At 64.8% G+C, this 22,798-nt stretch carries 22 protein-coding genes; 11 read left to right on the top strand and 11 right to left on the bottom strand.

From position 1 onward, the window contains the following. Positions 1-8: 8 nt before the first annotated feature. Genes cobG through cobJ form a run of 4 tightly spaced genes read left to right on the top strand, consistent with a single transcriptional unit; the run spans position 9 to position 4,375 of the window. Positions 9-1,340 carry a precorrin-3B synthase gene (gene cobG, locus JKP78_RS06400; RefSeq protein WP_200626607.1) on the top strand — a complete coding sequence of 444 codons (1,332 nt, stop codon included), beginning with the start codon at positions 9-11 and terminating at the stop codon, positions 1,338-1,340. Beyond that, positions 1,333-1,959, top strand: a complete 627-nt coding sequence (locus tag JKP78_RS06395; RefSeq protein WP_186686536.1) for a precorrin-8X methylmutase — start codon at positions 1,333-1,335, stop codon at positions 1,957-1,959. Before cobG ends, JKP78_RS06395 begins: the two co-directional genes overlap by 8 nt. Further along, positions 1,956-2,690, top strand: a complete 735-nt coding sequence (locus JKP78_RS06390; RefSeq protein ID WP_200626274.1) for a precorrin-2 C(20)-methyltransferase — start codon at positions 1,956-1,958, stop codon at positions 2,688-2,690. The genes JKP78_RS06395 and JKP78_RS06390 overlap by 4 nt, the downstream gene beginning before the upstream one ends. Next, the gene (gene cobJ / locus JKP78_RS06385) at positions 2,678-4,375 is read left to right on the top strand and encodes a precorrin-3B C(17)-methyltransferase (protein WP_186686538.1); all 1,698 of its coding nucleotides are present in this window, start codon (positions 2,678-2,680) and stop codon (positions 4,373-4,375) included. Before JKP78_RS06390 ends, cobJ begins: the two co-directional genes overlap by 13 nt. Before the next feature lie 127 nt (positions 4,376-4,502). Here cobJ and JKP78_RS06380 read toward each other — a convergent pair whose 3' ends face one another. The 9 genes from JKP78_RS06380 to JKP78_RS06340 form a co-directional block, all read right to left on the bottom strand. Continuing rightward, on the bottom strand, positions 4,503-5,099 hold the full coding sequence (locus tag JKP78_RS06380) for a MarC family protein (protein ID WP_186686541.1): 597 nt from the start codon (positions 5,097-5,099) through the stop codon (positions 4,503-4,505). A gap of 74 nt (positions 5,100-5,173) precedes the next feature. Next, positions 5,174-7,945: a hybrid sensor histidine kinase/response regulator gene (locus JKP78_RS06375; RefSeq protein WP_186686544.1), complete on the bottom strand. Its 2,772-nt coding sequence runs from the start codon at positions 7,943-7,945 to the stop codon at positions 5,174-5,176. 150 nt (positions 7,946-8,095) lie between these two features. Continuing rightward, a complete protein-coding gene (gene purD / locus JKP78_RS06370; protein WP_200626272.1) occupies positions 8,096-9,391 on the bottom strand; it encodes a phosphoribosylamine--glycine ligase in 1,296 nt (431 codons plus the stop codon). Between the two features lie 182 nt (positions 9,392-9,573). Beyond that, on the bottom strand, positions 9,574-11,181 hold the full coding sequence (gene purH, locus JKP78_RS06365) for a bifunctional phosphoribosylaminoimidazolecarboxamide formyltransferase/IMP cyclohydrolase (protein ID WP_186686550.1): 1,608 nt from the start codon (positions 11,179-11,181) through the stop codon (positions 9,574-9,576). An 81-nt stretch (positions 11,182-11,262) separates the two neighbouring features. Further along, on the bottom strand, positions 11,263-11,583 hold the full coding sequence (fis, locus tag JKP78_RS06360; protein WP_012274390.1) for a DNA-binding transcriptional regulator Fis: 321 nt from the start codon (positions 11,581-11,583) through the stop codon (positions 11,263-11,265). Then, positions 11,580-12,593 carry a tRNA dihydrouridine synthase DusB gene (dusB, locus tag JKP78_RS06355; protein WP_170032907.1) on the bottom strand — a complete coding sequence of 338 codons (1,014 nt, stop codon included), beginning with the start codon at positions 12,591-12,593 and terminating at the stop codon, positions 11,580-11,582. The genes fis and dusB overlap by 4 nt, the downstream gene beginning before the upstream one ends. Positions 12,594-12,850: 257 nt before the next feature. Further along, positions 12,851-14,200 carry a DUF3426 domain-containing protein gene (locus JKP78_RS06350; protein WP_200626270.1) on the bottom strand — a complete coding sequence of 450 codons (1,350 nt, stop codon included), beginning with the start codon at positions 14,198-14,200 and terminating at the stop codon, positions 12,851-12,853. Positions 14,201-14,242: 42 nt separating this feature from the next. Continuing rightward, entirely contained in the window at positions 14,243-15,121 is an 879-nt protein-coding gene (gene prmA / locus JKP78_RS06345; RefSeq protein ID WP_186686556.1) for a 50S ribosomal protein L11 methyltransferase, read from the bottom strand. Between the two features lie 123 nt (positions 15,122-15,244). Beyond that, positions 15,245-15,700: a MaoC family dehydratase gene (locus tag JKP78_RS06340; RefSeq protein WP_186686559.1), complete on the bottom strand. Its 456-nt coding sequence runs from the start codon at positions 15,698-15,700 to the stop codon at positions 15,245-15,247. A gap of 144 nt (positions 15,701-15,844) precedes the next feature. Here JKP78_RS06340 and JKP78_RS06335 point away from each other — a divergent pair, with 144 nt between their 5' ends. The 3 genes from JKP78_RS06335 to JKP78_RS06325 are packed head-to-tail and all read left to right on the top strand — an operon-like array spanning position 15,845 to position 17,520. Further along, on the top strand, positions 15,845-16,207 hold the full coding sequence (locus tag JKP78_RS06335) for a CidA/LrgA family protein (RefSeq protein ID WP_170032900.1): 363 nt from the start codon (positions 15,845-15,847) through the stop codon (positions 16,205-16,207). Then, positions 16,204-16,920 (top strand): LrgB family protein, encoded by a 717-nt coding sequence (locus JKP78_RS06330; protein ID WP_186686562.1) that lies wholly within the window; start codon positions 16,204-16,206, stop codon positions 16,918-16,920. Before JKP78_RS06335 ends, JKP78_RS06330 begins: the two co-directional genes overlap by 4 nt. Before the next feature lie 9 nt (positions 16,921-16,929). Beyond that, on the top strand, positions 16,930-17,520 hold the full coding sequence (locus tag JKP78_RS06325) for an LON peptidase substrate-binding domain-containing protein (protein WP_200626268.1): 591 nt from the start codon (positions 16,930-16,932) through the stop codon (positions 17,518-17,520). A 138-nt stretch (positions 17,521-17,658) separates the two neighbouring features. Here the strand turns inward: JKP78_RS06325 and JKP78_RS06320 are convergent, their stop codons facing one another. Next, positions 17,659-18,975, bottom strand: coding sequence for a bifunctional DedA family/phosphatase PAP2 family protein (locus JKP78_RS06320; protein WP_200626262.1), 1,317 nt, complete (start codon positions 18,973-18,975; stop codon positions 17,659-17,661). 3 nt (positions 18,976-18,978) lie between these two features. Continuing rightward, positions 18,979-19,647, bottom strand: coding sequence for a DNA-3-methyladenine glycosylase (locus tag JKP78_RS06315; protein ID WP_186686575.1), 669 nt, complete (start codon positions 19,645-19,647; stop codon positions 18,979-18,981). Between the two features lie 271 nt (positions 19,648-19,918). Between JKP78_RS06315 and JKP78_RS06310 the strand changes: the two genes are divergently transcribed. Genes JKP78_RS06310 through rlmH form a run of 4 tightly spaced genes read left to right on the top strand, consistent with a single transcriptional unit; the run spans position 19,919 to position 22,792 of the window. Further along, entirely contained in the window at positions 19,919-21,190 is a 1,272-nt protein-coding gene (locus tag JKP78_RS06310) for a glutamate-5-semialdehyde dehydrogenase (protein WP_186686576.1), read from the top strand. Continuing rightward, positions 21,159-21,851: a nicotinate-nucleotide adenylyltransferase gene (gene nadD / locus JKP78_RS06305; protein ID WP_186686578.1), complete on the top strand. Its 693-nt coding sequence runs from the start codon at positions 21,159-21,161 to the stop codon at positions 21,849-21,851. Before JKP78_RS06310 ends, nadD begins: the two co-directional genes overlap by 32 nt. A gap of 43 nt (positions 21,852-21,894) precedes the next feature. Continuing rightward, positions 21,895-22,314, top strand: a complete 420-nt coding sequence (gene rsfS / locus JKP78_RS06300) for a ribosome silencing factor (RefSeq protein WP_087499514.1) — start codon at positions 21,895-21,897, stop codon at positions 22,312-22,314. A 10-nt stretch (positions 22,315-22,324) separates the two neighbouring features. Next, positions 22,325-22,792, top strand: coding sequence for a 23S rRNA (pseudouridine(1915)-N(3))-methyltransferase RlmH (gene rlmH / locus JKP78_RS06295; protein ID WP_003249722.1), 468 nt, complete (start codon positions 22,325-22,327; stop codon positions 22,790-22,792). Positions 22,793-22,798 lie beyond the last annotated feature (6 nt).

Genomic DNA, 22,798 nt, shown 5'->3' with positions numbered 1-22,798 from the left:
TTCACAGACTGCCGGATACCCCATTGACGCAGGCCCATACCCCCCAAGTTGCGCCCCGCCCCTCGGCCTGTCCGGGGTTGTGGCGTATCGTCAGCGCCCGTGATGGCGGTATCTGCCGCATCAAGCTGGCGGGTGGCCTGCTGCTCGCCGACCAGGCCGACGCGGTGGCGACGGCGGCTGAGCGTTTTGCCAGCGGCGTGATCGAGGCCACCAACCGCGGCAACCTGCAGATCCGCGGCATCGGCAGCGATCACCAGGGCCTGGTCGAGGCCCTGCTCGCTGCCGGCCTGGGCCCGCGTGATGCCGCTGGCGACGATGTGCGCAACCTGATGCTCAGTCCGCTGGCTGGCCACGATCCGGCCATGCTGCTGGACGCTCGACCGTTGGCCGGGCAGATCCTCGACCTGCTGGAAGATACCCCGCGCTTCCACCAGTTGTCGGCCAAGTTCGCCGTGCAGCTGGATGCCGGTGAGCGTCTGGCCATGCTCGAACATCCCCATGACCTGTGGTTGTCGGCTTTGCATCTGGAGCAGCAGGCCTGGCTGGCGTTCGGCCTGGCGGGCTGCCCGGCTGACGGCCAGGTGCTCGGGGCGGTGCCAGTGGAGCAGGGCTTGATGTTGGTGCGTGCCGTGCTGGAGCGCTTCCTCGACCTGGCCACCCCGGCCCAATCGCGCATGCGCCAATTACTTGCAGTGTGTTCGCCAAGCGATTTCATCGACGGCCTTGGCCTGGCGATCCGCCGCGATGCCGCCGTGCTCGGCTGGCGACGTGAAGCGTACGATGCCCCGTGGCTGGGTGTACTGCCCCAGGCGCAGGGGCTGGCCGTGGGCGTTGCCCCGCCGCAGGGCCGGCTGACCCCGAGCATGCTGCGGGGGGCCGCACATGTCGCTCGTGAACTGGGCGATGGCAGCCTGCGTCTGAGCCCCTGGCAGAGCCTGGTGATGACCAATATCCAGGGGCAAGCCGTCGCCCAGGCCCAAGCCGCCCTGGGCGCCCTGGGCCTGCTGTGCCACGCGCATGAGCCACTGGCCCGGATCAGTGCCTGCACCGGCAGCGGTGGTTGTGCCAAGGCCCTCGGCGAAACCAAGGCCGACGCCGTCACCCTGGCCGCGTTGCTCGGCCCGGGCGCGCCCGGCAGCGTGCATTTGTCCGGTTGCACCCGATCCTGCGCCGTGGCCCATGTTGCCCCGGCCACCCTGCTGGCCCGATCGCCGGGCCGTTATGACCTGTACCAGCGTGACCCAAGCCAGCCGGGCTTCGGCGCCCTGCGCGCCACCGACCTTACCTTGAATGAAGCAGGCGCCATGCTCGACCTGCCGACGGAGCACCTTGATGATTGACTACATCCGCGATGGCCAGGAGATCTATCGCAATTCCTTCCGGATCATCCGTGAGGAAGCCCGACTCGAGCGGATCCCCGCAGACCTCGAAAAGCTCGCCGTGCGGGTGATCCACGCCTGCGGCATGGTCGAGGCCATCGATGGCCTGCAGTTCTCCGAAGGTGCCGGCCGCGCCGGGCGTGAAGCGCTGCAGAAGGGGGCGCCGATCCTGTGCGATGCGCACATGGTGGCCGAAGGCATCACCCGCGCGCGCCTGCCAGCCGACAACCAAGTGATCTGCACCCTGCGCGACCCGAGCGTGCCGGGCCTGGCGAAAGAAGCCGGCAATACCCGTTCCGCCGTTGCCCTGGAGCTCTGGCGGCCGTACCTGGAAGGCAGCGTGGTGGTGATCGGCAATGCCCCTACTGCACTGTTCTACCTGCTGGAAATGCTCGATGCCGGCGCCCCCAAGCCGGCATTGATCCTCGGCTTCCCGGTCGGTTTCGTCGGTGCCGCCGAGTCCAAGGCGATGCTCGCCGCCGACAGCCGTGGCGTGCCGTTCGTGATCATGCAGGGCCGCCTGGGCGGTAGCGCGATGGCCGCCGCTGCGGTCAACGCCCTGGCCACGGAGGTGGAATGATGGCGCCGCATGGACGTCTGCTTGGCCTGGGCGTAGGCCCTGGCGACCCTGAATTGATTACCCTGAAAGCCCTGCGCCTGCTGCGTGAAGCGCCGGTGGTCGGCTATTTCGTGGCCAAGGGCAAGCGCGGCAATGCCTTCGGCATCATCGAGGCGCACCTGCAGCCCGAGCAGACCTTGCTGCCGCTGGTCTACCCGGTCACTACCGAAGCCCTGCCGGCACCGCTGTCCTATGAACAGGTGATCAGCGACTTCTATGACGAGGCCAGCGTACAGGTGGCCGAGCATCTGGATGCCGGCCGCGACGTGGCGGTGATCTGCGAAGGCGACCCGTTCTTCTACGGTTCCTACATGTACCTGCACGACCGCCTGGCGCAGCGTTACGAGGCCGAAGTGGTTCCCGGCGTCTGTTCGATGCTCGGCGGTGCCTCGGTACTGGGCGCGCCGCTGGTGTATCGCAACCAGAGCCTGTCGGTGCTGTCTGGCGTGTTGCCCGCCGAAGAGCTTCGTCGTCGCCTGGCCGACGCCGATGCGGCGGTGATCATGAAGCTTGGCCGCAACTTCCCCAAGGTGCGCGAGGTGCTGGCTGAACTGGGCCTGGACGGCCGCGCGCTGTATGTAGAGCGGGCGACCATGGCCAACCAGAAGATCGTGCCGCTGGATCAGGTCGACCCACAGTCGTCGCCGTACTTCTCGCTGATCATCGTGCCGGGTGAAAAATGGCAGGGCTGAACATGCACAAGGCTCCGGCGATTGTCATTCTGGGCCAGGGCAGCCTGGCCACGGCGCAGCGTATCCGGCAATGTTATCCACAGGCGTCGATCCATGGCCTGCAAGGCCGGGTCGAAGGGGCCGACCTTTCCTACAGCGCGTTCGGCGATACCTTGCGGGCGCTGTACCTGCAGGACACGCCGATCATTGCCCTCTGTGCTGCAGGGATCGTGATTCGCAGCCTGGCCAGCCTGCTCAGCGAGAAGGGCGTGGAACCACCGGTGCTGGCGGTGGCTGAAGACGGCAGCGCCGTGGTACCGCTGCTCGGCGGCCTGGCGGGCGTGAACCTGATGGCGCGCGAAATCGGCGAAGCGTTGGGCGTTGCTGCGGCGATTACCACCAGTGGCGAACTGCGTTTCGGGACCTGCCTGCTGAGCCCGCCGCAGGGCTATGCGCTGGCAGATATCGAGCAAGGCAAGCGCTTTGTTTCCGACCTGCTGGCGGGTGAAGCAGTGCGCATCGAAGGGGATGCGCCGTGGTTGCAGCAGGCACAGCTGCCTGCCAGTGACGAGGCCCGGCGCACCATCCATGTGGGGCATCAGGCGCGTCCAGCCGACCGCAACGAACTGCTGATTCACCCGCGCTCGGTGGTAGTGGGTGTTGCCGGTGGCAATCTGCACGGCATTCGCGCCGCCTTGCAACAGGCCGGTATCGCCGAGCCTTCGCTGGCATGTGTGCTGGCGGACGAACAAGCCATGGCCGATAGCGCACTGCACGAAGCCGCCCAGGCACTGGGCGTTGCCTTGCGTTTTGCCGCCAAGCCGCAGGATGTCGCCGGCATGCTGGCCGAAGCATTGCCAGACGCGCAACTGATCGAGGTGGCCGACATGGTCATCGCGGTGGCACCTGCACCGGTCGAGGTGGCGCGGGTTGGCCGCCGTCGTGGGCGCCTGGCGGTGATCGGCCTCGGCCCGGGCGCTGCCGAGCTGATGGTACCGGCGGTCAAGGCCGAGCTGGCGCGGGCCGAAGATGTGCTGGGTTACGAAACCTACGTACGCATGGCCGGCCCGTTTCGGGACGATCAGGTACTGCACTGCACCGACAACCGCGAAGAGATGCAGCGCGCCCGGCATGCCTTCGAACTGGCGGCCCAGGGCCGTTCGGTGGTGGTGGTGTCATCGGGCGACCCGGGCGTGTTCGCCATGGCGGCTGCGGTACTTGAAGCGCTGCATGAATCCAGCGACCCTGCCTGGCATCGCGTTGACCTGGAGATCCTGCCGGGGGTGTCGGCCTCGCTGGCGACGGCCGCGCAGGCTGGAGCGCCACTGGGGCATGACTTCTGCGTGATGTCGCTGTCGGACAACCTCAAGCCCTGGTCGATCATTGAAAAGCGCCTGGACCTGACGGCGCAGGCCGACCTGGTGCTGGCGTTCTACAACCCGATTTCCAAAGCCAGGCCGCATCAGCTCGGCGTGGCGCTGGAGGTGGTGCGTCGGCATCGTGACGGCAATACACCGGTAGTCCTTGGCCGCGACATCGGTAGGCCGGGGCAGACGCTGAAGGTAGTCACATTGGCCGAGTTGGTGCCCGAAATGGTCGACATGCGCACCATGGTGCTGGTCGGTTCGTCCCATACCTGCACTTTCGGCCGTGCCAATGGCGGCTCATGGGTGTATACGCCGCGCTGGTACGGCAACCAGCCCTGAGGGGGCACGCCGGGCAGCTTAGGAAGGGTTTCGCGGCAAGGTTTGCGGCTGGAGCCATGCGGCTCCAACCCTTTCCTTGAGCCTTTTCGGAGCGCAACGGGCAGCGGGTGATTCACGACCTGCAGCTCTAGGGTGCCAGGTAGCCTTTGATACCGGTGAAGATGATCTGGGCAGCCAGGGCACAGACGAACAGCCCCATCAGCCGGCTGACGATCTGCAGGCCCTGGTCGCCCAGGATGCGCTCGATGCGGTGTGAGAGGTACAGCACCAGGCCGACGGTGAAGCTGGCCAGTGCAATGCTGACAATGGCCAGCACCTTGTCGTCCCAGTGTGGGTGGCCCACCCCCATCACCAACAACGCACCGATGGTACCGGGGCCCACGGTCAGCGGGATGGTCAGTGGTACGATGGTGACGTCCTGCTGCACGTTGTCTGCCTGAACCGCCGACTTGCCTTGGGCCATGCCCAGTGCCGAGATGAACAGCACGCTGCCGGCGCCGATGCGGAAGGCGTCGGCGGTGATGCCGAAGATACCGAAGATCGCTCGCCCGAACAGGTACAGCAGGACACTGGCGACGAGCGCGGCAATCGCTACCTTCCAGGCCAGTTGCTTGCGCTCCTTGCTGGAGTAGCCGCGGGTCAGGCTGATGAAGCACGACAGCACGAAGAACGGGCTGTAGAGCACGAGCATTTTCAGGTAGACGCTGAACAACTCATGGAGCATGGGGTAGCCCCTGGCAGGAAAGGTGTGGGCAAGTGTATCAGCAGCATCAGGGTTGCCTGTACAGACAATACCGATCAGGAGGTAGGCGCCGGGTCCACCTTGGTTTCCCGCTGATTGGCCCAATACTGGATCAGCTCGCGCAACTGCGACAATTCCACCGGTTTGGCCATGTGCCCGTCCATCCCGGCCAGGCGCGCGCGTTCCTTGTGTTCGGCAAGAATGTGCGCGGTCAGCGCCACCACCGGGGTGCGCTGGCGCTGGTTGGCGGCTTCCCAGGCACGTAGTTGTTGGGTGGCCGAGAAGCCATCCAGTATCGGCATTTCGCAGTCCATCAGCACCAGGTCATAACGCTGCGCCTTCATCGCCTGCAAGGCTTCTTCGCCATTGCTGGCGGTGTCGGGCTCGAGGTTGAGCTTGCCCAGCATGCCACGGATCACCTTGGTCGAAATGCTGTTGTCCTCGGCGACCAGTACGCGGAAGTCGCCAGGCAGCTCCAGCGCCTGTGCGGTACCGGGCGGGCTGGCAGGGATGGCCTGCTCGCGACCGCGCTGGGCCAGTTCTTCGGCGAGGGTGGTCTTCAGGGTGTAGCCGGCCACCGGCTTGGCGAGGATCCGCTTGACCCCGGCGTTGCGCGCAATGATCTTGCTCGGTGCGTTGCTGATACCGGTGAGCATCACCACCAGGATGTCGTGGTTCAGGCTCGGGTCTTCCTTGATCTTGGCGGCCAGTTGCATGCCGGTCATGCCCGGCATGTTCTGGTCCAGCAGCACGGCGTCGAAGTAGTCGCGCAGATGGGCCTTGGTGCGCAGCAGGGCCAGGGCTTCCTTGCCCGACGGCACCGCGCTGACGTTCATGCCCCAGGCGCTGCACTGTTGTACCAGCACCTTGCGGCAGGTGTCGTTGTCGTCCACCACCAGCACGCGGGCGTCACGCAGCGGGCCGTCGAGGTCGGCCGGCGGCTGCTCCAGGCGCGAAGGGTCGAGTGGTAGCGCCAGCCACAGGGTATTGCCCATGCCGCTGCTGCTCTTGATGCCGAACTCGCCTTGCATCAGGCCGATCAACTGCTTGGCAATGACCAGCCCGAGGTGGCCGCCCAGCTTGTTGCTGGACAGGAAGTGGTGGCTGTGCAGTTCGGCTTGCAGCAAGGCTTCGCGATCGGCAGCGGGCATCGGCTCGCCGCTGTCCTGCACGGCAATGCGCAGGCGCGGTACCTCGCCCCGCTGGTCCAGCGCCACTACCAGCAGGATTTCGCCCTGATCGGTGTTCTTCAAGGCGTTTTCCAGCAGGCTCGACAAGGCCTGGCGCAGGCGTGTGGGATCGCCGCTGATCACCCTTGGAACTTGTGGTTGGGTAAAGCTGATCAGCTCGACGTTCTGCTGCTCGGCCTTGGCGCGGAAGATGTTCAGGCAATCCTCGATCAGCGCATTGAGGTCGAACTGCACGTCATCCAGTTCGATCTGCCGGGACTCCAGCTTGGAGATGTCGAGAATCTCGTTGATCAGCGTGAGCAGTTCGTTGCCGGCGCTGTGGATGGTCTGCACATAATCGCGCTGCTTGACCGACAACGGGGTGCCCAGCAGCAATTCGGTCATGCCCAGCACCCCGTTCATCGGCGTACGGATTTCGTGGCTGATCTTGGCCAGGAATTCGGCCTTGGCGTTGATTTCGGCATTGCTGGCGGCCAGGGCGCGGCTGGCGCTGAAGCGCTCCTCGCTCATTCGCCGCAGACGTTCGCTGACCGCCAGGTTGAGCAGCAGGCCGCTGGCCACGGTCAAGCCCAGGAGGATGCACAGCAGCCAGGGTGTCGGTGTGCGGGTGAGGCCGAGCAGCGCCGGCAACAGCACCAGGCCGCCGAGGTTGAACACCACCATCGCCAGGCTGAACACCCGCGCCGGGGCATAACCCTTGTACCAGTGATAACTGCTGACCAGCAGCATGCTGACGCTACCCAGGGCCATCAGGGCGTAGGTCATCAGGTTCAGCGGCAGGGTGTCGACGAACAGCAGTACCAGCCCGCTGACACCGACCACCAGCATGTCGCCCTGCAGCAGGCGATTCAGCCGCGGTGAGTTGCACGGTGCGAAGAAGTGTTGGGTGAAATACAGCCCCGCCAGGCCGGCCAGGACCAGCGTGAGGTAGGCGGCGGGCGTCTGTGCGCTGTGCCAGACGTGCCACCAGGGGCCGCTGAGGTTCAGCAGGATCAGGCCGCTGAGCAGCATCAGGCCATGGTAGAGGGCCAGGATCAGGGCGGTGCTGGAGCGGCTGTAGAAGAAGCGGATCAGGTTATGCAGGATCAGCATCACCAGGCCGCCGAACAGCATGCCGAACAGCAGCGGCTGGCGTTGGTCGGAGGCGGCCACGGCCGCAGGCTCCAGGCTGATGGCCGGGCGCAGCTGGTGTTCAGAGACCAGGCGCAGGTAGATGTCCACCGGTTGCTTGCTGTTGGGCAGGGGTAATACATGGTCGCTGCCACGCAGGGTCGGGCTGGCATTGCCAGCCTGGCGGCCGTGGTGCAGCTGACGCAGAAGCTTGTCGCCTTCGAGGGCGTAGAGGTCCAGGCCAGACAGGTCTGGGGCGAACACCCGCAGCAGTTGTTCCTGCTCGCTGGGGTCCAAACGGTAGTGCAGCCACATGGCCTGTTCCGCCGGAGCGGCATCCAGGTCGGCGAGGGCCAGCGGGCTGAACTGGTTGCGGTAACGCTCGGAGCGCACGTCGCTCAGTTGCAGGTTGGCCTGTTCGTCGAGCAGCACGGCCCAGCCTCCGTCATGTTCGGCGGCAGCCGGGAACAGGCAGAGCAGGGTCAGCAAGCTGACGATCAGAACTGAGGCAATCCGAAGCCGACGCACTACGAAATCCCTTCTTAGCCTAGGTGCCAGGTAGTAACTATGCGCGGCGCGCCAAGTCGAAGGCAAGGCCCGCGCGGGGCCCTGTCGACGAGCCGGGGGCCGTGCGCCTGGGTTCTTCCAACCCTGGGCGTCACGGCGCTCCGGTAAAGCTTACTGCTGGTGCTCACCGCGCTCGCGGGCAATGGCCCGGTAGCCGATGTCGCTACGGTAGAAACTGCCGTTCCAGCTGACTTCCTTGGCCAGGCGATAGGCCTGCTGCTGGGCGTCGGCAACGCTGGCACCCATGGCGGTGGCGCAGAGCACGCGGCCACCGTTGGTGACCACCTGGCCGTCTTTCAGCGAAGTACCGGCATGGAATACCTTGCCTTCGATCTTGGCCGCTGCTTCCAGGCCGTTGATCACATCACCCTTGGCATAGTCGCCCGGGTAACCGCCGGCGGCCAGCACCACGCCCAGGCTCGGGCGCGGGTCCCACTGGGCTTCGACCTTGTCCAGCGCCTTGGCGAATGCAGCCTCGACCAGCAGCACCAGGCTCGACTCCAGACGCAGCATGACCGGCTGGGTTTCCGGGTCGCCGAAGCGGCAGTTGAACTCGATGACCTTGGGGTTGCCCGCCTTGTCGATCATCAGGCCGGCGTAGAGGAAGCCGGTGTAGACGTTGCCTTCTTCGGCCATGCCACGCACGGTCGGCCAGATTACCTGGTCCATCACGCGCTGGTGCACTTCGGCGGTGACCACCGGGGCAGGGGAGTAGGCACCCATGCCGCCGGTGTTCGGGCCGGTGTCCTGGTCGCCGACGCGCTTGTGGTCCTGGCTGGTGGCCATGGGCAACACGTTCTGGCCATCGACCATGACGATGAAGCTGGCTTCCTCGCCGTCGAGAAACTCTTCGATGACCACGCGCGAACCGGCGTCACCGAAGGCATTGCCGGCCAGCATGTCGCGCACGGCGGCTTCGGCCTCCTCGAGGGTCATGGCGACGATCACGCCCTTGCCGGCGGCCAGGCCATCGGCCTTGATCACGATCGGCGCGCCTTTTTCCTGCAGGTAGGCCAGGGCGGGCTCGATTTCGGTGAAGTTCTGGTAGTCGGCGGTTGGAATCTTGTGCCGGGCCAGGAAGTCCTTGGTGAAGGCCTTGGAGCCTTCCAGCTGGGCCGCGCCCTTGGTCGGGCCGAAGCAATCCAGGCCACGGCTGCGGAACAGGTCGACGACACCAGCGACCAGCGGCGCTTCCGGGCCGACGATGGTCATTTGTACGTTCTGCTCGGCGAAATCGGCCAGTTGCTCCAGCGCGTTGACGTCGATAGCGACGTTTTCGCACTTGGCTTCGGTGGCGGTGCCGGCGTTGCCCGGGGCAACGAAGACTTTCTCGACACGTGGGTCCTGGGCGACTTTCCAGGCCAGGGCGTGTTCACGACCGCCGCTGCCGATGATCAAAACTTTCATGTCAAAACCTCGAGTTCTTTCGGGCGAGAGGCAAAACCTCACGCTGTACGAGGTCGCAATGAAGCAGGTAGATGCAAGGCGGGGCCGGTTGCGATGAGCGGAGTTGCCTTCTGGCAATGAGCATCAGCGAAACCGGCCCCAACGCAGCAGATGCCTGCTTCAGTGCGGCCGATTGCCGTAAATCAGTGGCGGAAGTGGCGCATGCCGGTGAAGACCATGGCGATGCCAGCTTCGTCAGCGGCAGCAATCACCTCGGCATCGCGCATCGAGCCACCTGGCTGGATCACGGCGCTGATACCCACTTTAGCTGCGTTGTCGATGCCGTCACGGAACGGGAAGAACGCATCCGATGCCATGACAGCACCCTGCACCTGCAAGCCGGCGTGTTCAGCCTTGATGGCCGCGATGCGGGCGGAGTTGACGCGGCTCATCTGGCCGGCACCGACGCCGATGGTCTGGCGCTGCTTGGCGTAGACGATGGCGTTGGACTTGACGAACTTGGCCACTTTCCAGGCGAATACCAGGTCGTGGATCTCTTGCTCGGTCGGTGCACGCTTGGTCACGATCTTCAGGTCATCGGCGCTGATCATGCCGATATCGCGGCTCTGCACCAGCAGGCCACCGTTGACGCGCTTGAAGTCCCAACCGGCAGCGCGCTCGGCTGGCCACTCGCCGCATTCCAGCAGGCGTACGTTCTGCTTGGCGGCAACCACGTCGCGGGCGGCCTGGGAGATTTTCGGTGCGATGATCACTTCGACGAACTGGCGGTCGACGATGGCCTTGGCGGTTTCGCCATCCAGCTCGCGGTTGAAGGCGATGATGCCACCGAACGCCGATTCGGTGTCGGTCGCGTAGGCCAGGTCGTAGGCCTTGCGGATACCGCCTTCTTCTTCAGGTACTACGGCCACGCCGCACGGGTTGGCGTGCTTGACGATGACGCAGGCTGGCTTGACGAAGCTCTTCACGCATTCCAGCGCGGCATCGGTGTCGGCCACGTTGTTGAACGACAGCTCCTTGCCCTGCAGCTGGATGGCGGTGGAAACGCTGGCTTCACCCTTTTTCGCCTCGACGTAGAACGCCGCGCTCTGGTGCGGGTTCTCGCCGTAGCGCATTTCCTGGGCCTTGACGAACTGGCTGTTGAAGGTGCGCGGGAATTCGCTACGGCCTTCGGTGCTCAGGGTCTCCTTGGCCTGGTCGATGGTGCCCATGTAGTTGGCGATCATGCCGTCATAGGCAGCGGTGTGCTCGAACGCCTTGAGCATCAGGTCGAAACGCTGGGCGTAGGTCAGGCCACCGGCCTTGAGGCCTTCGACGATGCCGGCGTAGTCGCTGGCGTTGACCACGATGGCCACGTCCTTGTGGTTCTTGGCAGCCGAACGGACCATGGTCGGGCCGCCGATGTCGATGTTCTCGATGGCGGTCGGCAGATCACAGCCAGGCTTGGAAATGGTGGCTTCGAACGGGTACAGGTTGACTGCTACCAGGTCGATCGGCTTGATGCCGTGCTCGTTCATGATGGCGTCGTCGATACCGCGACGGCCGAGGATGCCGCCGTGGATTTTCGGGTGCAGGGTCTTGACCCGGCCATCCATCATTTCGGCGAAGCCGGTGTAGTCGGCCACTTCCACCGCGTTGACGCCGTTGTCCTTGAGCAGCTTGTAGGTGCCACCGGTGGACAGGATCTCGACACCGAGCTGCTGCAGCTCACGGGCGAATTCGAGGATACCGGTCTTGTCGGAGACGCTGATCAGGGCGCGGCGGACTGGCAGGCGGGTAGTCTGGTCGGTCATTTCGGGTTCCAATAACGCGGTGGAGTCAGCAAAAAAGGCGCCTCTGTTCAGGGAGCCGCCTTTTCTGGTTGGGATTCTGGCTTACAGCAAGTCGTACTGCTTGAGCTTCTTGCGCAGGGTGCCTCGGTTCAGCCCGAGCATCTCGCTGGCCTTGGTCTGGTTGCCCTTGACGTAGTTCATCACGCTTTCGAGCAGGGGCGCCTCGACTTCGGACAGCACCAGGTTGTACACGTCCGTCACGGTCGCGCCTTCCAGGTGGGCGAAGTAGTTGTGCAGCGCCTTCTCGACGCTGTCGCGAAGGGTCTGGCCTTCTTCGCTCGGCGTGTTCAGGTGCTGTTTCAGGTTGGCGTTGTCGCTCACGGGCGTTGTTCCACTCACAAATGTCTCGGTCATCATCGTCATGCGGCCACCCCTTGTCCGTCCTCTGTCTCAAGGCTCTGTCGACGTTCGCTGAAAAACGCACGAACGTTGGCGCACTGCGCTTGTGTGTCTTCCAAAGCGTTGAACCGGGAGCGAAACTCCTTGCCGCCGGGTCGTGTTGCCAGGTACCAGCCAACGTGCTTGCGGGCGATACGTACGCCCATCACATCGCCATAGAAGGCATGCAGCGCTGCCAGGTGCTCCAGCAGGATGCGTTCCACTTCATCCAGTTGCGGCGCTGGCAGATGTTCGCCAGTGCGCAGGTAATGCTCGATCTCGCGAAAGATCCATGGCCGCCCCTGGGCAGCCCGGCCAATCAGCAGGCCATCGACACCGGTGGCGTCCAGCACCGCCCGGGCCTTTTCTGGCGATGTGATATCGCCGTTGGCAAAAACCGGGATCGACACCGCCTGCTTGATGGCAGCGATGGTGTCGTATTCGGCTTCGCCGGTATACAGGTCGGCGCGTGTGCGGCCATGTACCGCCAGCGCCTGGATGCCGGCCTGTTCGGCGATCTTCGCCACGTTCAGGCCGTTCTTGTTCGCCCGGTCCCAGCCGGTGCGAATCTTCAGCGTCACCGGGACGTCCACGGCGCCAACCACGGCGTGGAGAATCTCGCTGACCAAGGCTTCATCTCTCAATAAAGCAGAGCCTGCGGCTTTGTTGCAGACTTTTTTTGCCGGGCAGCCCATGTTGATATCGATGATCTGGGCACCTGCCTCGACATTGGCTTGCGCCGCCGCTGCCATCATCTGCGCATCACCACCGGCGATCTGCACCGAGCGTGGCTCGGGATCACCTTCATGGATGCGGCGCAGGCTCGACTTGCGGCTGTTCCACAGGCTCATGTCGCTGGAGACCATTTCCGACACCACCATGCCGGCGCCCAGGCGCTGGCAAAGGGTACGGAAAGGCTGGTCCGTAACGCCGGCCATGGGCGCGAGGATCAGGTTGTTACGTAGTGTGTATTGGCCGATGCGTACCGCCGACATAGGTGATCCCTGTTGTGGGGCCGAATCTTGGAGTCTGAAAAAGGGTTGGCATGATACCCGCTCTCGGTGACCGGATAAAGATGGGTTTGGATAAAATCTGAACAGTTGTCGGCTTATGCCATTTGGTATGGAGAAGGGCCTGGGGCTGCTTTGCAGCCCTTTCGCGACACGCGGCCGCTGCTACAGGCGAACGCGATCTCCTGTAGCAGCGGCCTTGTGTCGCGAAGGGGCGCAAGGCGCCCCCGCCGGCATGATGTTCATTCCGGCGAACGGAAGCTGAGGCTGTAGTTGACTGCCTTCGGCCCGGGGTCAAGGATGTCCAGGGCGATATGGATCGGGGTCTGGCTGGGCATCTCGCCACGCCCGGCCAGTTCCCCCGAGAGGTACTCGCTGGGCTTGAAGCGTCGGCTGGCGATCAGTTGGCCATTGAGGTCGGCGAAGCGCAGCTCCAGCAGCGGGAAGGGCTGGGCGAACGGTGCGCGGTTGTAGATGATCGCATCGACGATCAACGCACCCTTGAAGTCCGGGTGGCTGCGCACCACCAGGTTGCTGCTTTTGATCCGGGCAATATCGACGCGGGTCGGGACTTCGCACCCGACCAACGGGCAGACTTGCTGGAAGAGCGGCCGGTACTGGTCCTGACGGGCCATTTCGTCGAAGTGGAACCACACGTACTGGAACGCCAGCATGCCCGCGGCGAGCAAGGTCAGGAAGCCCCACAGCAGGCGTTTGCCCCAGTTCGGTGCGGGCTTCTCCCAGCCCAGCTGCAATGGGTCGTCGACCACGTCGACCAGCGGCTCCTTGCGTGCCGGGCGCTCTGGCTTGGCGGCAAAGCCTGGTTCCAGGCGTTCGCCGGGCAGCGGCTCGACAGGGTGGTCATCGTGCGCCGACAGGCTCAGCGCCAGCGGTTCCTCGTCGCGCGCGTTCAGGCCTTTTTCCGCAGTTTCGTCATCGCTGGCACGCAGCGGTTCGTCGAAGGCGGGGTGGTCATCGTCGACGGCATGGCGCACCGGCGGCTCATCGTCGAAGTCCAGCTCCAGGCTACCGCCCAGGGTTGGCTCGGTGCGCTCGCCCGGGGCAGGTTCGAGATCCAGCTCCAGCGGCTGCAGCACCGGGGCCGGCTCATCTGCCTGTGGTGGTTCGAAAGGTTCATCGGCGGCCGTGCCGAACAGGTCGTCAGCGTGTTCGTCCGGCTGCAAGTCGTCGCGCCGGGCCTGCAACCCGTCATCCTGCTCGGCCGGGCGTGCCGGTACGGGTTGGCCGCGACGCTCCAGGCGTTCCAGCTCCTTGTCGAGATCGAGGGCGTCCAGTGCCTGGGCGGTGAGTGCCCAGTTTTCGTCGGCAGCGCTGCTGTGCTGGTCGACAGCCGGCTCGTGCGCCACCGTTGGCTCGGCCACCGGCGCGTCAGGCACCGCCGGCTCTGGCGCCGGCACCACAGGTTGACTGGCCGTACTGGTGCGGTTCTGCTCCAGCAACTGCCTGGCAGCATTGAATACCTGCAGGCAGTGGCCGCAGCGCACCACGCCGCGGGCCACGCTCAGTTGGTGGTGAGTGACGCGAAAGCTAGTCTGGCAATGCGGGCACTGGGTGACGAAACTGTCGGTCATGCGGCGATCCGGGAGCTATGCAGAAACGTATTCTAGGCCGGCTTAACGGCGGCGACCACTGATGCGGACCCAGCCGTCGCGCACGACGATCGGGTCCAGCTCGAAGTCGGCGGCATAGGCCGCAGCCACTTCTTCACCCTGTTCGGCGAGGATGCCCGATAGCGCCAGCAGGCCACCGGGGCGCACCAGGCCGGACAGCTGCGGCGCCAGCGACACCAGCGGGCCGGCAAGGATGTTGGCAACCAGCACGTCGGCCTGCATCGCCGGCATGTGCTCGGGCAGGTACAGCGCCAGCTTTTCATCGGCGATGCCATTGCGCTGGGCGTTGTCGCGCGAAGCCTCGATGGCCTGCACGTCGATGTCGGTACCCACCGCCTCGCGGGCGCCCAGCAGCAGCGCGGCGATGGCCAGGATGCCCGAGCCGCAACCGAAGTCCAGCACCTGGGTGCCTTCGAGCTGCTGGCCGTCGAGCCATTCCAGGCACAGGGCGGTGGTCGGGTGGGTGCCGGTGCCGAACGCCAGGCCCGGGTCGAGCAGCAGGTTCACCGCGTCCTTTTCCGGTGCTTCGTGCCAGCTGGGCACGATCCACAGGCGGCGGCCGAAGCGCATCGGCTGGAAGTTGTCCATCCAGCTGCGTTCCCAGTCCTGGTCCTCGATCACCTCGGCCTGGTGCTCGGGCAGCTCGGCACCGGTCAGCAGGCGCAGGTGGGAGAACACCTGCTCGGGCTCGGCATCGGCCTCGAACAGGGCCAGCAGGTGGGTGTGCGACCACAGCGGGGTGGTGTTGAGGTCTGGCTCGAAGATCGGTTGATCCTCGGCATCCATGAACGTGACCGAGACAGCGCCCACTTCGAGCAGGGCGTCTTCGTAGGTTTCGGCTTGTTCCGGGCTGATGGCCAGGCGTACTTGCAGCCAGGGCATGGCGGGCACCTTTGGTAAATCGACAGGGGCAGCCCCAGGCTGCGCGAAGGCTGGCAGTTTACGCGAGTGCGGGGGATTTGTGGATCGGCTTGGCAAGGGGGCGTGCAGCGCCCCCGAAATCCATCAGACAAAACACAGGGAGAGCGACTCGGCTATGTAGGCCGGCTTGTCCTCGCCCTCGATCTCCAGGGTGGCGATCGCCTTGAGCAGCCACTGCCCCGGCTTCTTCTCCGCCACCTCTGCCAGCTCTACCTTCAGCCGCACCTGGCTATCGACCTTGACCGGCTGGATGAAGCGCACGCTGTCCAGCCCATAGTTCACCACCATTTTCAGCCCTTGCGGCAGGACCAGGATGTCCTCGATCAACTTGGGGATCAGCGACAACGTCAGGAAGCCGTGGGCAATGGTGCAGCCGAACGGAGTCTGCGCCGCCTTGACCGGGTCCACATGGATGAACTGGAAATCACCCGTGGCTTCGGCGAACAGGTTGATGCGCTGCTGGTCGATCTTCAGCCAGGCCGAACGGCCCAGTTCCTTACCAACGTACTGCGAAAGCTCTGTAACCGGTACATAGGGCATCGCGGGCTCTCCAAGTTGTCAGTTGGTACGAATGTGCAAGATCAGCACGGCGAACCGTTTCAGTCAAGTTGCAGGTATTTCGGCGAATATCGGTATATGACGGCCACATGCTTATAATGGCAGCCGTGCACGAGGGAGATGCTTATGCTGTTGCGTGGTCTGACCTGGCTGGTGCTGTTCCAGTTGCTGGGTACGGCGATCAACCACTTGTTGGTGCCGTTTCTGCCGGGGCCGATCATCGGCCTGTTGCTGCTGCTGTGTTTTCTCATGGCCCGTGGCGAGGTTGGCAAGCCGCTGAACGAGGCGGCCAGCAGCCTGCTGCGCTACCTGCCGCTGTTGCTGGTGCCGCCGGCAGTAGGGGTGATGGTGTATGCCAGGGACATTGCTGCCGACTTCTGGGCCATCGTCGGGGCGTTGCTGATTTCCTGCCTGGTGACCCTGGCGTTTGTCGGCGTGCTGATGCAAAAGCTCATCCAGCGCCAGGGCCGACGCGAGGAGCAGCCATGATGCTTGACTGGCAAGGCGCGCTGGACGCGGTGGTGCATCATCCCTTGTTCGGTATCGGCATTACCCTCGGCGCCTACCAGGTGGTGCTGGCCGCCTACGAGAAGACCCGCTGGATCTTCTTGCAGCCGGTGCTGGTGTCGATGCTGCTGGTGATCGGCGTGCTGCTGCTGTTCGGCATCGACTACCGCGAATACCGCAAGAGCACGGAGATCATGAACATCCTGCTGGGGCCTGCCACCGTGGCCCTGGCGGTGCCGCTTTACCTGAACCTGCGGCGTATCCGCCAGCTGTTCTGGCCCATCTTTACTACGCTGGTAATCGGAGGCCTGTTTGCCACGCTGTTCTGCCTGATGCTGGGCTGGTGGTTCGGTGCGGAACACATGATCCTGATGACCATGGCGCCAAAATCGGTGACCTCGCCAATTGCCATGCTGGTGGCCGAGCAGATTGGCGGGGTGGCGGCCCTGGCGGCGGTGTTTGTGTTGATTACCGGCGTGATCGGGGCGATCTTCGGCCCGGCGCTGCTGAGCCGCTTTGGCGTGCACAGCCCCGAGGCGCGCGGCATGGCGTTGGGGGTGACCGCGCACGCGGTGGGTACTTCGGTGGCCCTGCAGGAAAGTGACGAATGCGGCGCCTTTGCCGCGCTGGCAATGAGCCTGATGGGCGTGGCCACGGCGGTGTTCCTGCCGCTGGCGGTCAGCCTGGTGGCTTGAGGATTTGTAATGACGTTACCGCTGTTTCCGCTCAATACCGTGCTGTTTCCTGGCTGCTTTCTCGATCTGCAGATTTTCGAGGCGCGCTACCTGGACATGATCGGGCGCTGCATGAAGCAGGGCGAAGGTTTTGGCGTGGTGTGCATCCTCGAAGGCGAACAGGTCGGCAAGGCGCCGCCGGTAGTGGCCTCGATCGGCTGTGAGGCGGTGATCCGCGACTTCGTGCAGCAGGATAACGGTTTGTTGGGCATTCGCGTCGAAGGTGTGCGGCGTTTCAACCTGGCAAGCACCGAGGTGCAGAAGGACCAGTTGATGATGGGGCAGGTGCAATGGTTGCCGGAGCAGGCGGACAGCCCGTTGCTCGAGGCCGACGATGACCTGCTGGCGTTGCTGGTGGCGCTGGGCGAGCACCCGATGGTCGAAGCCCTGGACATGCCGCGCCCGGTGGACGGGCGGCAGGCGCTGGCCAACCAGTTGGCGTACCTTTTGCCGTTCATGGAAGAGGACAAGCTGGACCTGCTGGCCCTCGACTCACCGCAGCAGCGCCTGGGCGAGATCCAGAAGCTGCTGGAGCGGATTCAGGGCGAGCTGTTTGCCTGACTGCCTGGCCCTGCTGCTGGCCCTGGCCTTGTGTCGCGAAAGGGCTGCGAAGCAGCCCCAGAACTTCAGCGCAGCCATAAATTGCCGGGGCTGCTTCGCAGCCCTTTCGCGACACAAGGCCGCTCCTACAGGGCGCAATCAGTACTGATAGCGCAACAACGCCTGCGGCAACGCATGCATGGCAAAGAACGCCAGCAACGCGATGCAGGCCGGTACTATCAGCCACCACACCCGCAGTGGCAAGGCCGGCAAGGTCTGCCGCCGCTGTACCAATGCCAGGCTCAGCGCACATACACAGCACGCCAACAGGGCCCCGGCGAGGATGTCGGTCGGCCAGTGAGCCCCCAGGTAAACCCGCGACAGGGCTATCGCCAGCGCCGGAATGCAGCCCAGCATGACCCAGGTCAGGCGCATCCGCGGCGGCTGCCCGCGCCCGGCCAGCACGGCCATGACCAGAAAGAACGCGAACGACGCCGAACTGTGCCCGCTGGGCATGCTGTAGCTGGTCAAGGGGTCGCTGAGTACCTCTGGCCGGGCCCGGGCGAACAGCCATTTCAGGGTGCCATTGGCAAGTGCCGTGCCCATCAGTACGCCAGCGGCGAACAGGGCATGACGCCATTGCCGGGCAAGCAGCAGCAGGCCAGTCAACAGGCCGCCCAAGACCAGTTGAGTGCGGAAATCGCCTAGCCGGGTCACCAGCACCACGGCGCCATCGATGGCCTGGCTACGGTGCTCCTGCACCAGTGTCATCACGCCTTGGTCGAATTCGTGCAGGTAGGGCCAGCCCAGGAACACCCCGGCCAGTGCCGCCAGGCTCATGCCGGCGATCAGCCGGGTGCCGTGGCGTTGATCGCGGATGCTGGTATTCAGGCTCAGCCCGATGATGACTGCCAGGGTGCCGGCGATGATGCCGGCATCCAGCCAGAAGCCTTCCGGCAACGGCAGGCGCATGGCTGCACCCGTGGCCCAGCCGGGCAGCAGATAGGCCACCGACCAGCCCACGCCGGCCACCAGACTGACGGCGATGAAGCGCGGCAGCGGCATGTCGAACATGCCGGCGACCATCGGCAGCATGGGCCGCAGCGGCCCGATGAAGCGCCCTACCAGCAGGCTGGCGATGCCGTAGCGCTGGAAATAGGCCTCGGCGCTGCCGATCCATTCCGGGTGGTGACGCAGTAGCGGCAGGCGGCGGATGTTCTGATGGAAGTACTTGCCCACGGCATAGGACACGGCGTCACCCAGCAGGCCACCGAGAAAGCCCAGCAGCAGCGTTTCGCCCAGGCTGAAGGTACCGCTGCCGGCCAGCACCGCGACCGCGAACAGCAGCACGGTGCCCGGTACGATGATGCCGGCAATGGCCAGGCATTCGATGCAGGCCACCAGGAAAATTGCCAGGCCAAGCCACTGTGGGTTGGCGCTGAGCCAGCCGGTCAGGCTGTCGAGCCATTGGCCCATGGTTCAGCTTCCTTGTTCGAGAATGAAGAAGTCGCGGCCTTCGACTTGGCCTCGACGCAACGGGTTCCGCGTGCAGAAACGGGCGTATTCGGCATCGACGAAGCGGTAGGGCAGGTGCTCGTCGCGGCCGTACGGGATGCCCAGGCGGGCCGTCTGGATGATCCGCGGCACGGCGTTGCGGCAATCCTCGACGTACAGGCGCTCGGGGTCGAAGCGCTGGGCGTCCCAGTGTGGCACCTTCAGGCCGAGGGCGCGGCACAGCAGCGTCTGCCCGGCGCACAGGCGCTCGGCCGGGCGCAGGTTGCCGCTGGCGTCGGGGTTGTTCAGTTGCATCTGCGCCAGGCTGTTCGGCCCCGAGATGGCGTCCTGCCAAGGGTAGGCGGACTTGATCAGCACCGCGTTGCCCGGCCCGTGGGCGCTGAAGTTAAGCGAGTCGCCGCCGCGCGCGTAGTACATGTAGATGTGCCCGCCATCGAGGAACAGCGCCTTGCGCTTTTCGGTGTAGCCGAGCGAGGCGTGGCTGCCTTTGTCGCTGAGGTAGTAGGCCTCGGTCTCGATGATCCGTGCGGCCAGCCACAGGTCGCCGTGGCGGTGACGGATGACCTTGCCCAGCAGGGCCTTGGCCAGGGTCTGGGCGTCGCGGTCGAAGAAGCTGTCGGGCAGTGCTGGCATGCGGGGCAGTTCGCGGTTGGGAAGGCGGGGATGATAGCAATGAATGACTTAATCGAGGCTGAACCGGTGGGGTGATTGATTGGTATCTGCATGTTTCGGTGTTGGTTGAGCCTAAGGGGTTCGCCTTGGGGCGGGCGGCGCGCGATCTCACAGGCGCCACAAGAAGCGGGTCGAGCCCAGCCATTTTCGACCATCCGCCACCCACCGCTGGGCGTACACCTGCGCGGCAGTTATAATCAGCCGATTTCCCCTTCGCCAAGACACCGAACCCATGACTGAGTCCGTTCTTGACTATATGACCCGCCTGGGTCGCGCTGCCCGTGAGGCTTCCCGGGTGATCGGCCGTGCCAGCACCGCGCAGAAGAACCGCGCCCTGCAAGCTGCCGCCGACGCGCTGGATGCCGCCCGGGCCGAGCTGACCGCCGCCAACGAGCGAGACCTCGCCGCCGGCCGCGCCAACGGCCTGGAGCCGGCCTTGCTCGATCGTCTGGCGCTGACCCCGGCGCGTATCGACGGCATGATCACCGGGCTGCGCCAGGTGGCCAGCCTGCCGGACCCGGTCGGTGCCATCCGCGACATGAGCTACCGCCCATCGGGTATCCAGGTGGGCAAGATGCGCACGCCGCTGGGGGTGATCGGGATCATCTACGAGTCGCGTCCGAACGTGACCATCGATGCTGCCAGCCTGTGCCTGAAGTCGGGTAACGCGACCATCCTGCGTGGCGGCTCCGAAGCCATTCATTCCAACCGTGCGATTGCCACCTGCATCCAGCGTGGCCTGGCCGCAGCCGGCCTGCCGGCGGCCGTGGTGCAGGTGGTGGAAACCACCGACCGCGAGGCCGTGGGGGCACTGATCAGCATGCCGGAATTCGTCGACGTCATCGTGCCGCGCGGTGGTCGTGGCCTGATCGAGCGCATCAGCCGCGATGCCCGTGTGCCGGTAATCAAGCACCTGGACGGTATCTGCCACATTTATGTCAGTCGGCACGCCGACCTGGACAAGGCCTGGCGCGTGGCATTCAACGCCAAGACCTATCGCTACGGTATCTGTGGCGCCATGGAGACGTTGCTGGTCGATCAGCAGGTGGCCGAGCGCTTCCTGCCAGAGATGGCCCGTCGCTTTCAGGAGAAGGGCGTAGAGCTGCGTGGCTGCGAGCGCACCCGGGCCATCATCGAGGCCAAGCCGGCCACCGAGGCCGACTGGCACACCGAGTACCTGGATGCGATCCTGTCGATCCGTGTGCTCGACGGCCTGGACCAGGCCATCGAGCACATCAACCACTATGGCTCGCACCACACCGATTCGATCATCAGCGAACACCAGGGTGAAGCGCGTCAGTTCATGGCCGAGGTCGATTCGGCGTCGGTCATGCTCAATACCCCGACCTGCTTCGCCGACGGCTTCGAGTACGGCCTGGGTGCCGAGATCGGCATCTCCACCGACAAGCTGCATGCCCGCGGCCCGGTCGGCCTGGAAGGCCTGACCTGCGAGAAGTACGTGGTGATCGGCGATGGCCAGCTGCGCGGCCAGGAGTCCTGCTGAGTTGAGCAAGGCCCAGGCAGTCCGGCGCATCGGCATTCTAGGCGGCACCTTCGACCCCGTGCACATCGGCCACCTGCGCAGCGCGCTGGAAGTGGCCGAGTTCATGGGGCTGGACGAGCTGCGCCTGTTGCCCAATGCCCGGCCGCCGCACCGCGGCACCCCGCAGGTGGCCGCCAAGGACCGCCTGGCCATGGTGCAGAGCGCCGTGCAGGGTGTGCCCTGCCTGAGCGTGGATGCTCGTGAGCTGGCACGCGACAAGCCGTCGTACACCATCGATACGCTGGAGTCGATCCGCGCCGAACTGGCGGCCAACGACCAGCTGTTCCTGGTGCTGGGCTGGGATGCCTTCTGTGGGCTGCCCGGCTGGCACCGCTGGGAAGAATTGCTGCAACACTGTCACATCCTGGTGCTGCAACGCCCGGATGCCGACGTAGAACCCCCTGACGAGCTGCGCAACCTGCTGGCTGCGCGCTCGGAGAGCGATCCCACCGCCTTGTCCGGCCCGGCGGGAAACATTTCGTTCGTCTGGCAGACGCCGCTTGCGGTGTCGGCTACACAGATCCGACAGCTGCTGGCCAGCGGCAAATCGGTGAGGTTCCTGGTGCCGGACGCCGTACTGGCCTACATCGAGGCGCACGAACTGTATCGTGCACCTAACTGACGGTGCCTCTGGCGCCTCATCCAACGAGTTGAACGAGTTTTATATGACCAAGCAGAAAATCCACGGCGAAGAACTGGTCGCCCTGACCAAGGCAGCGCTGGAAGACGTCAAGGCCCAGGACATCCAGGTCATCGACGTGCGCGAAAAGCACAGCCTGACCGACTACATGATCATTGCCACCGGTACCTCCAACCGCCAGATCAACGCGATGCTGGAAAAGGTCCGCGAAGCGGTCAAGGCCAAGGGCGCCCAGCCACTGGGTGAAGAAGGCAAGGGCGACAGCGACTGGGTACTGCTGGACCTGAACGACGTCATCGTGCACATGATGACCGCCGCTGCCCGCCAGTTCTACGACCTGGAGCGCCTGTGGCAGGGTGCCGAGCAGAGCCGTGCCGCCGATGGCAAGCACCACAGCCCGGACCAGGCCCACGAGTATTCCGAAAAGCTCAAGGACCGGGAATAAGGAAAGCGCTGTGCGTCTGCGCCTGATCGCGGTCGGCTCGCGCATGCCGAAGTGGGTCGAGGAAGGCTGGCATGAATATGCCAAGCGCCTGCCCGCCGAGCTGTCGCTGGAGCTGGTGGAAATCCCGCTGAATACCCGTGGCAAGAATGCCGATGTCGCCCGCCTGATTCGTCAGGAGGGCGAGGCCATGCTGAGTAAGGTTCAGCCCGGGGAGCGCATCGTCACCCTCGAGGTCCATGGCAAGCCCTGGAGTACCGAGCAACTGGCGACCGAGCTGGACCGCTGGCGCCTAGATGCGCGCACGGTGAATTTGATGGTGGGCGGCCCGGAAGGCCTGGCGCCGGAGGTCTGTGCGCGTGCCGAACAACGCTGGTCGCTGTCGCCGTTGACCCTGCCGCACCCGTTGGTAAGGATACTCATCGGCGAGCAGATCTACCGCGCCTGGACCGTGCTGTCCGGGCATCCTTACCACAAATGAGCCTGT

This window comes from Pseudomonas sp. LAM2023 (assembly GCF_016620375.1).
Taxonomy (GTDB): Bacteria; Pseudomonadota; Gammaproteobacteria; order Pseudomonadales; family Pseudomonadaceae; genus Aquipseudomonas; species Aquipseudomonas anuradhapurensis.
This window is presented reverse-complemented; position numbering and strand designations above follow the sequence as displayed.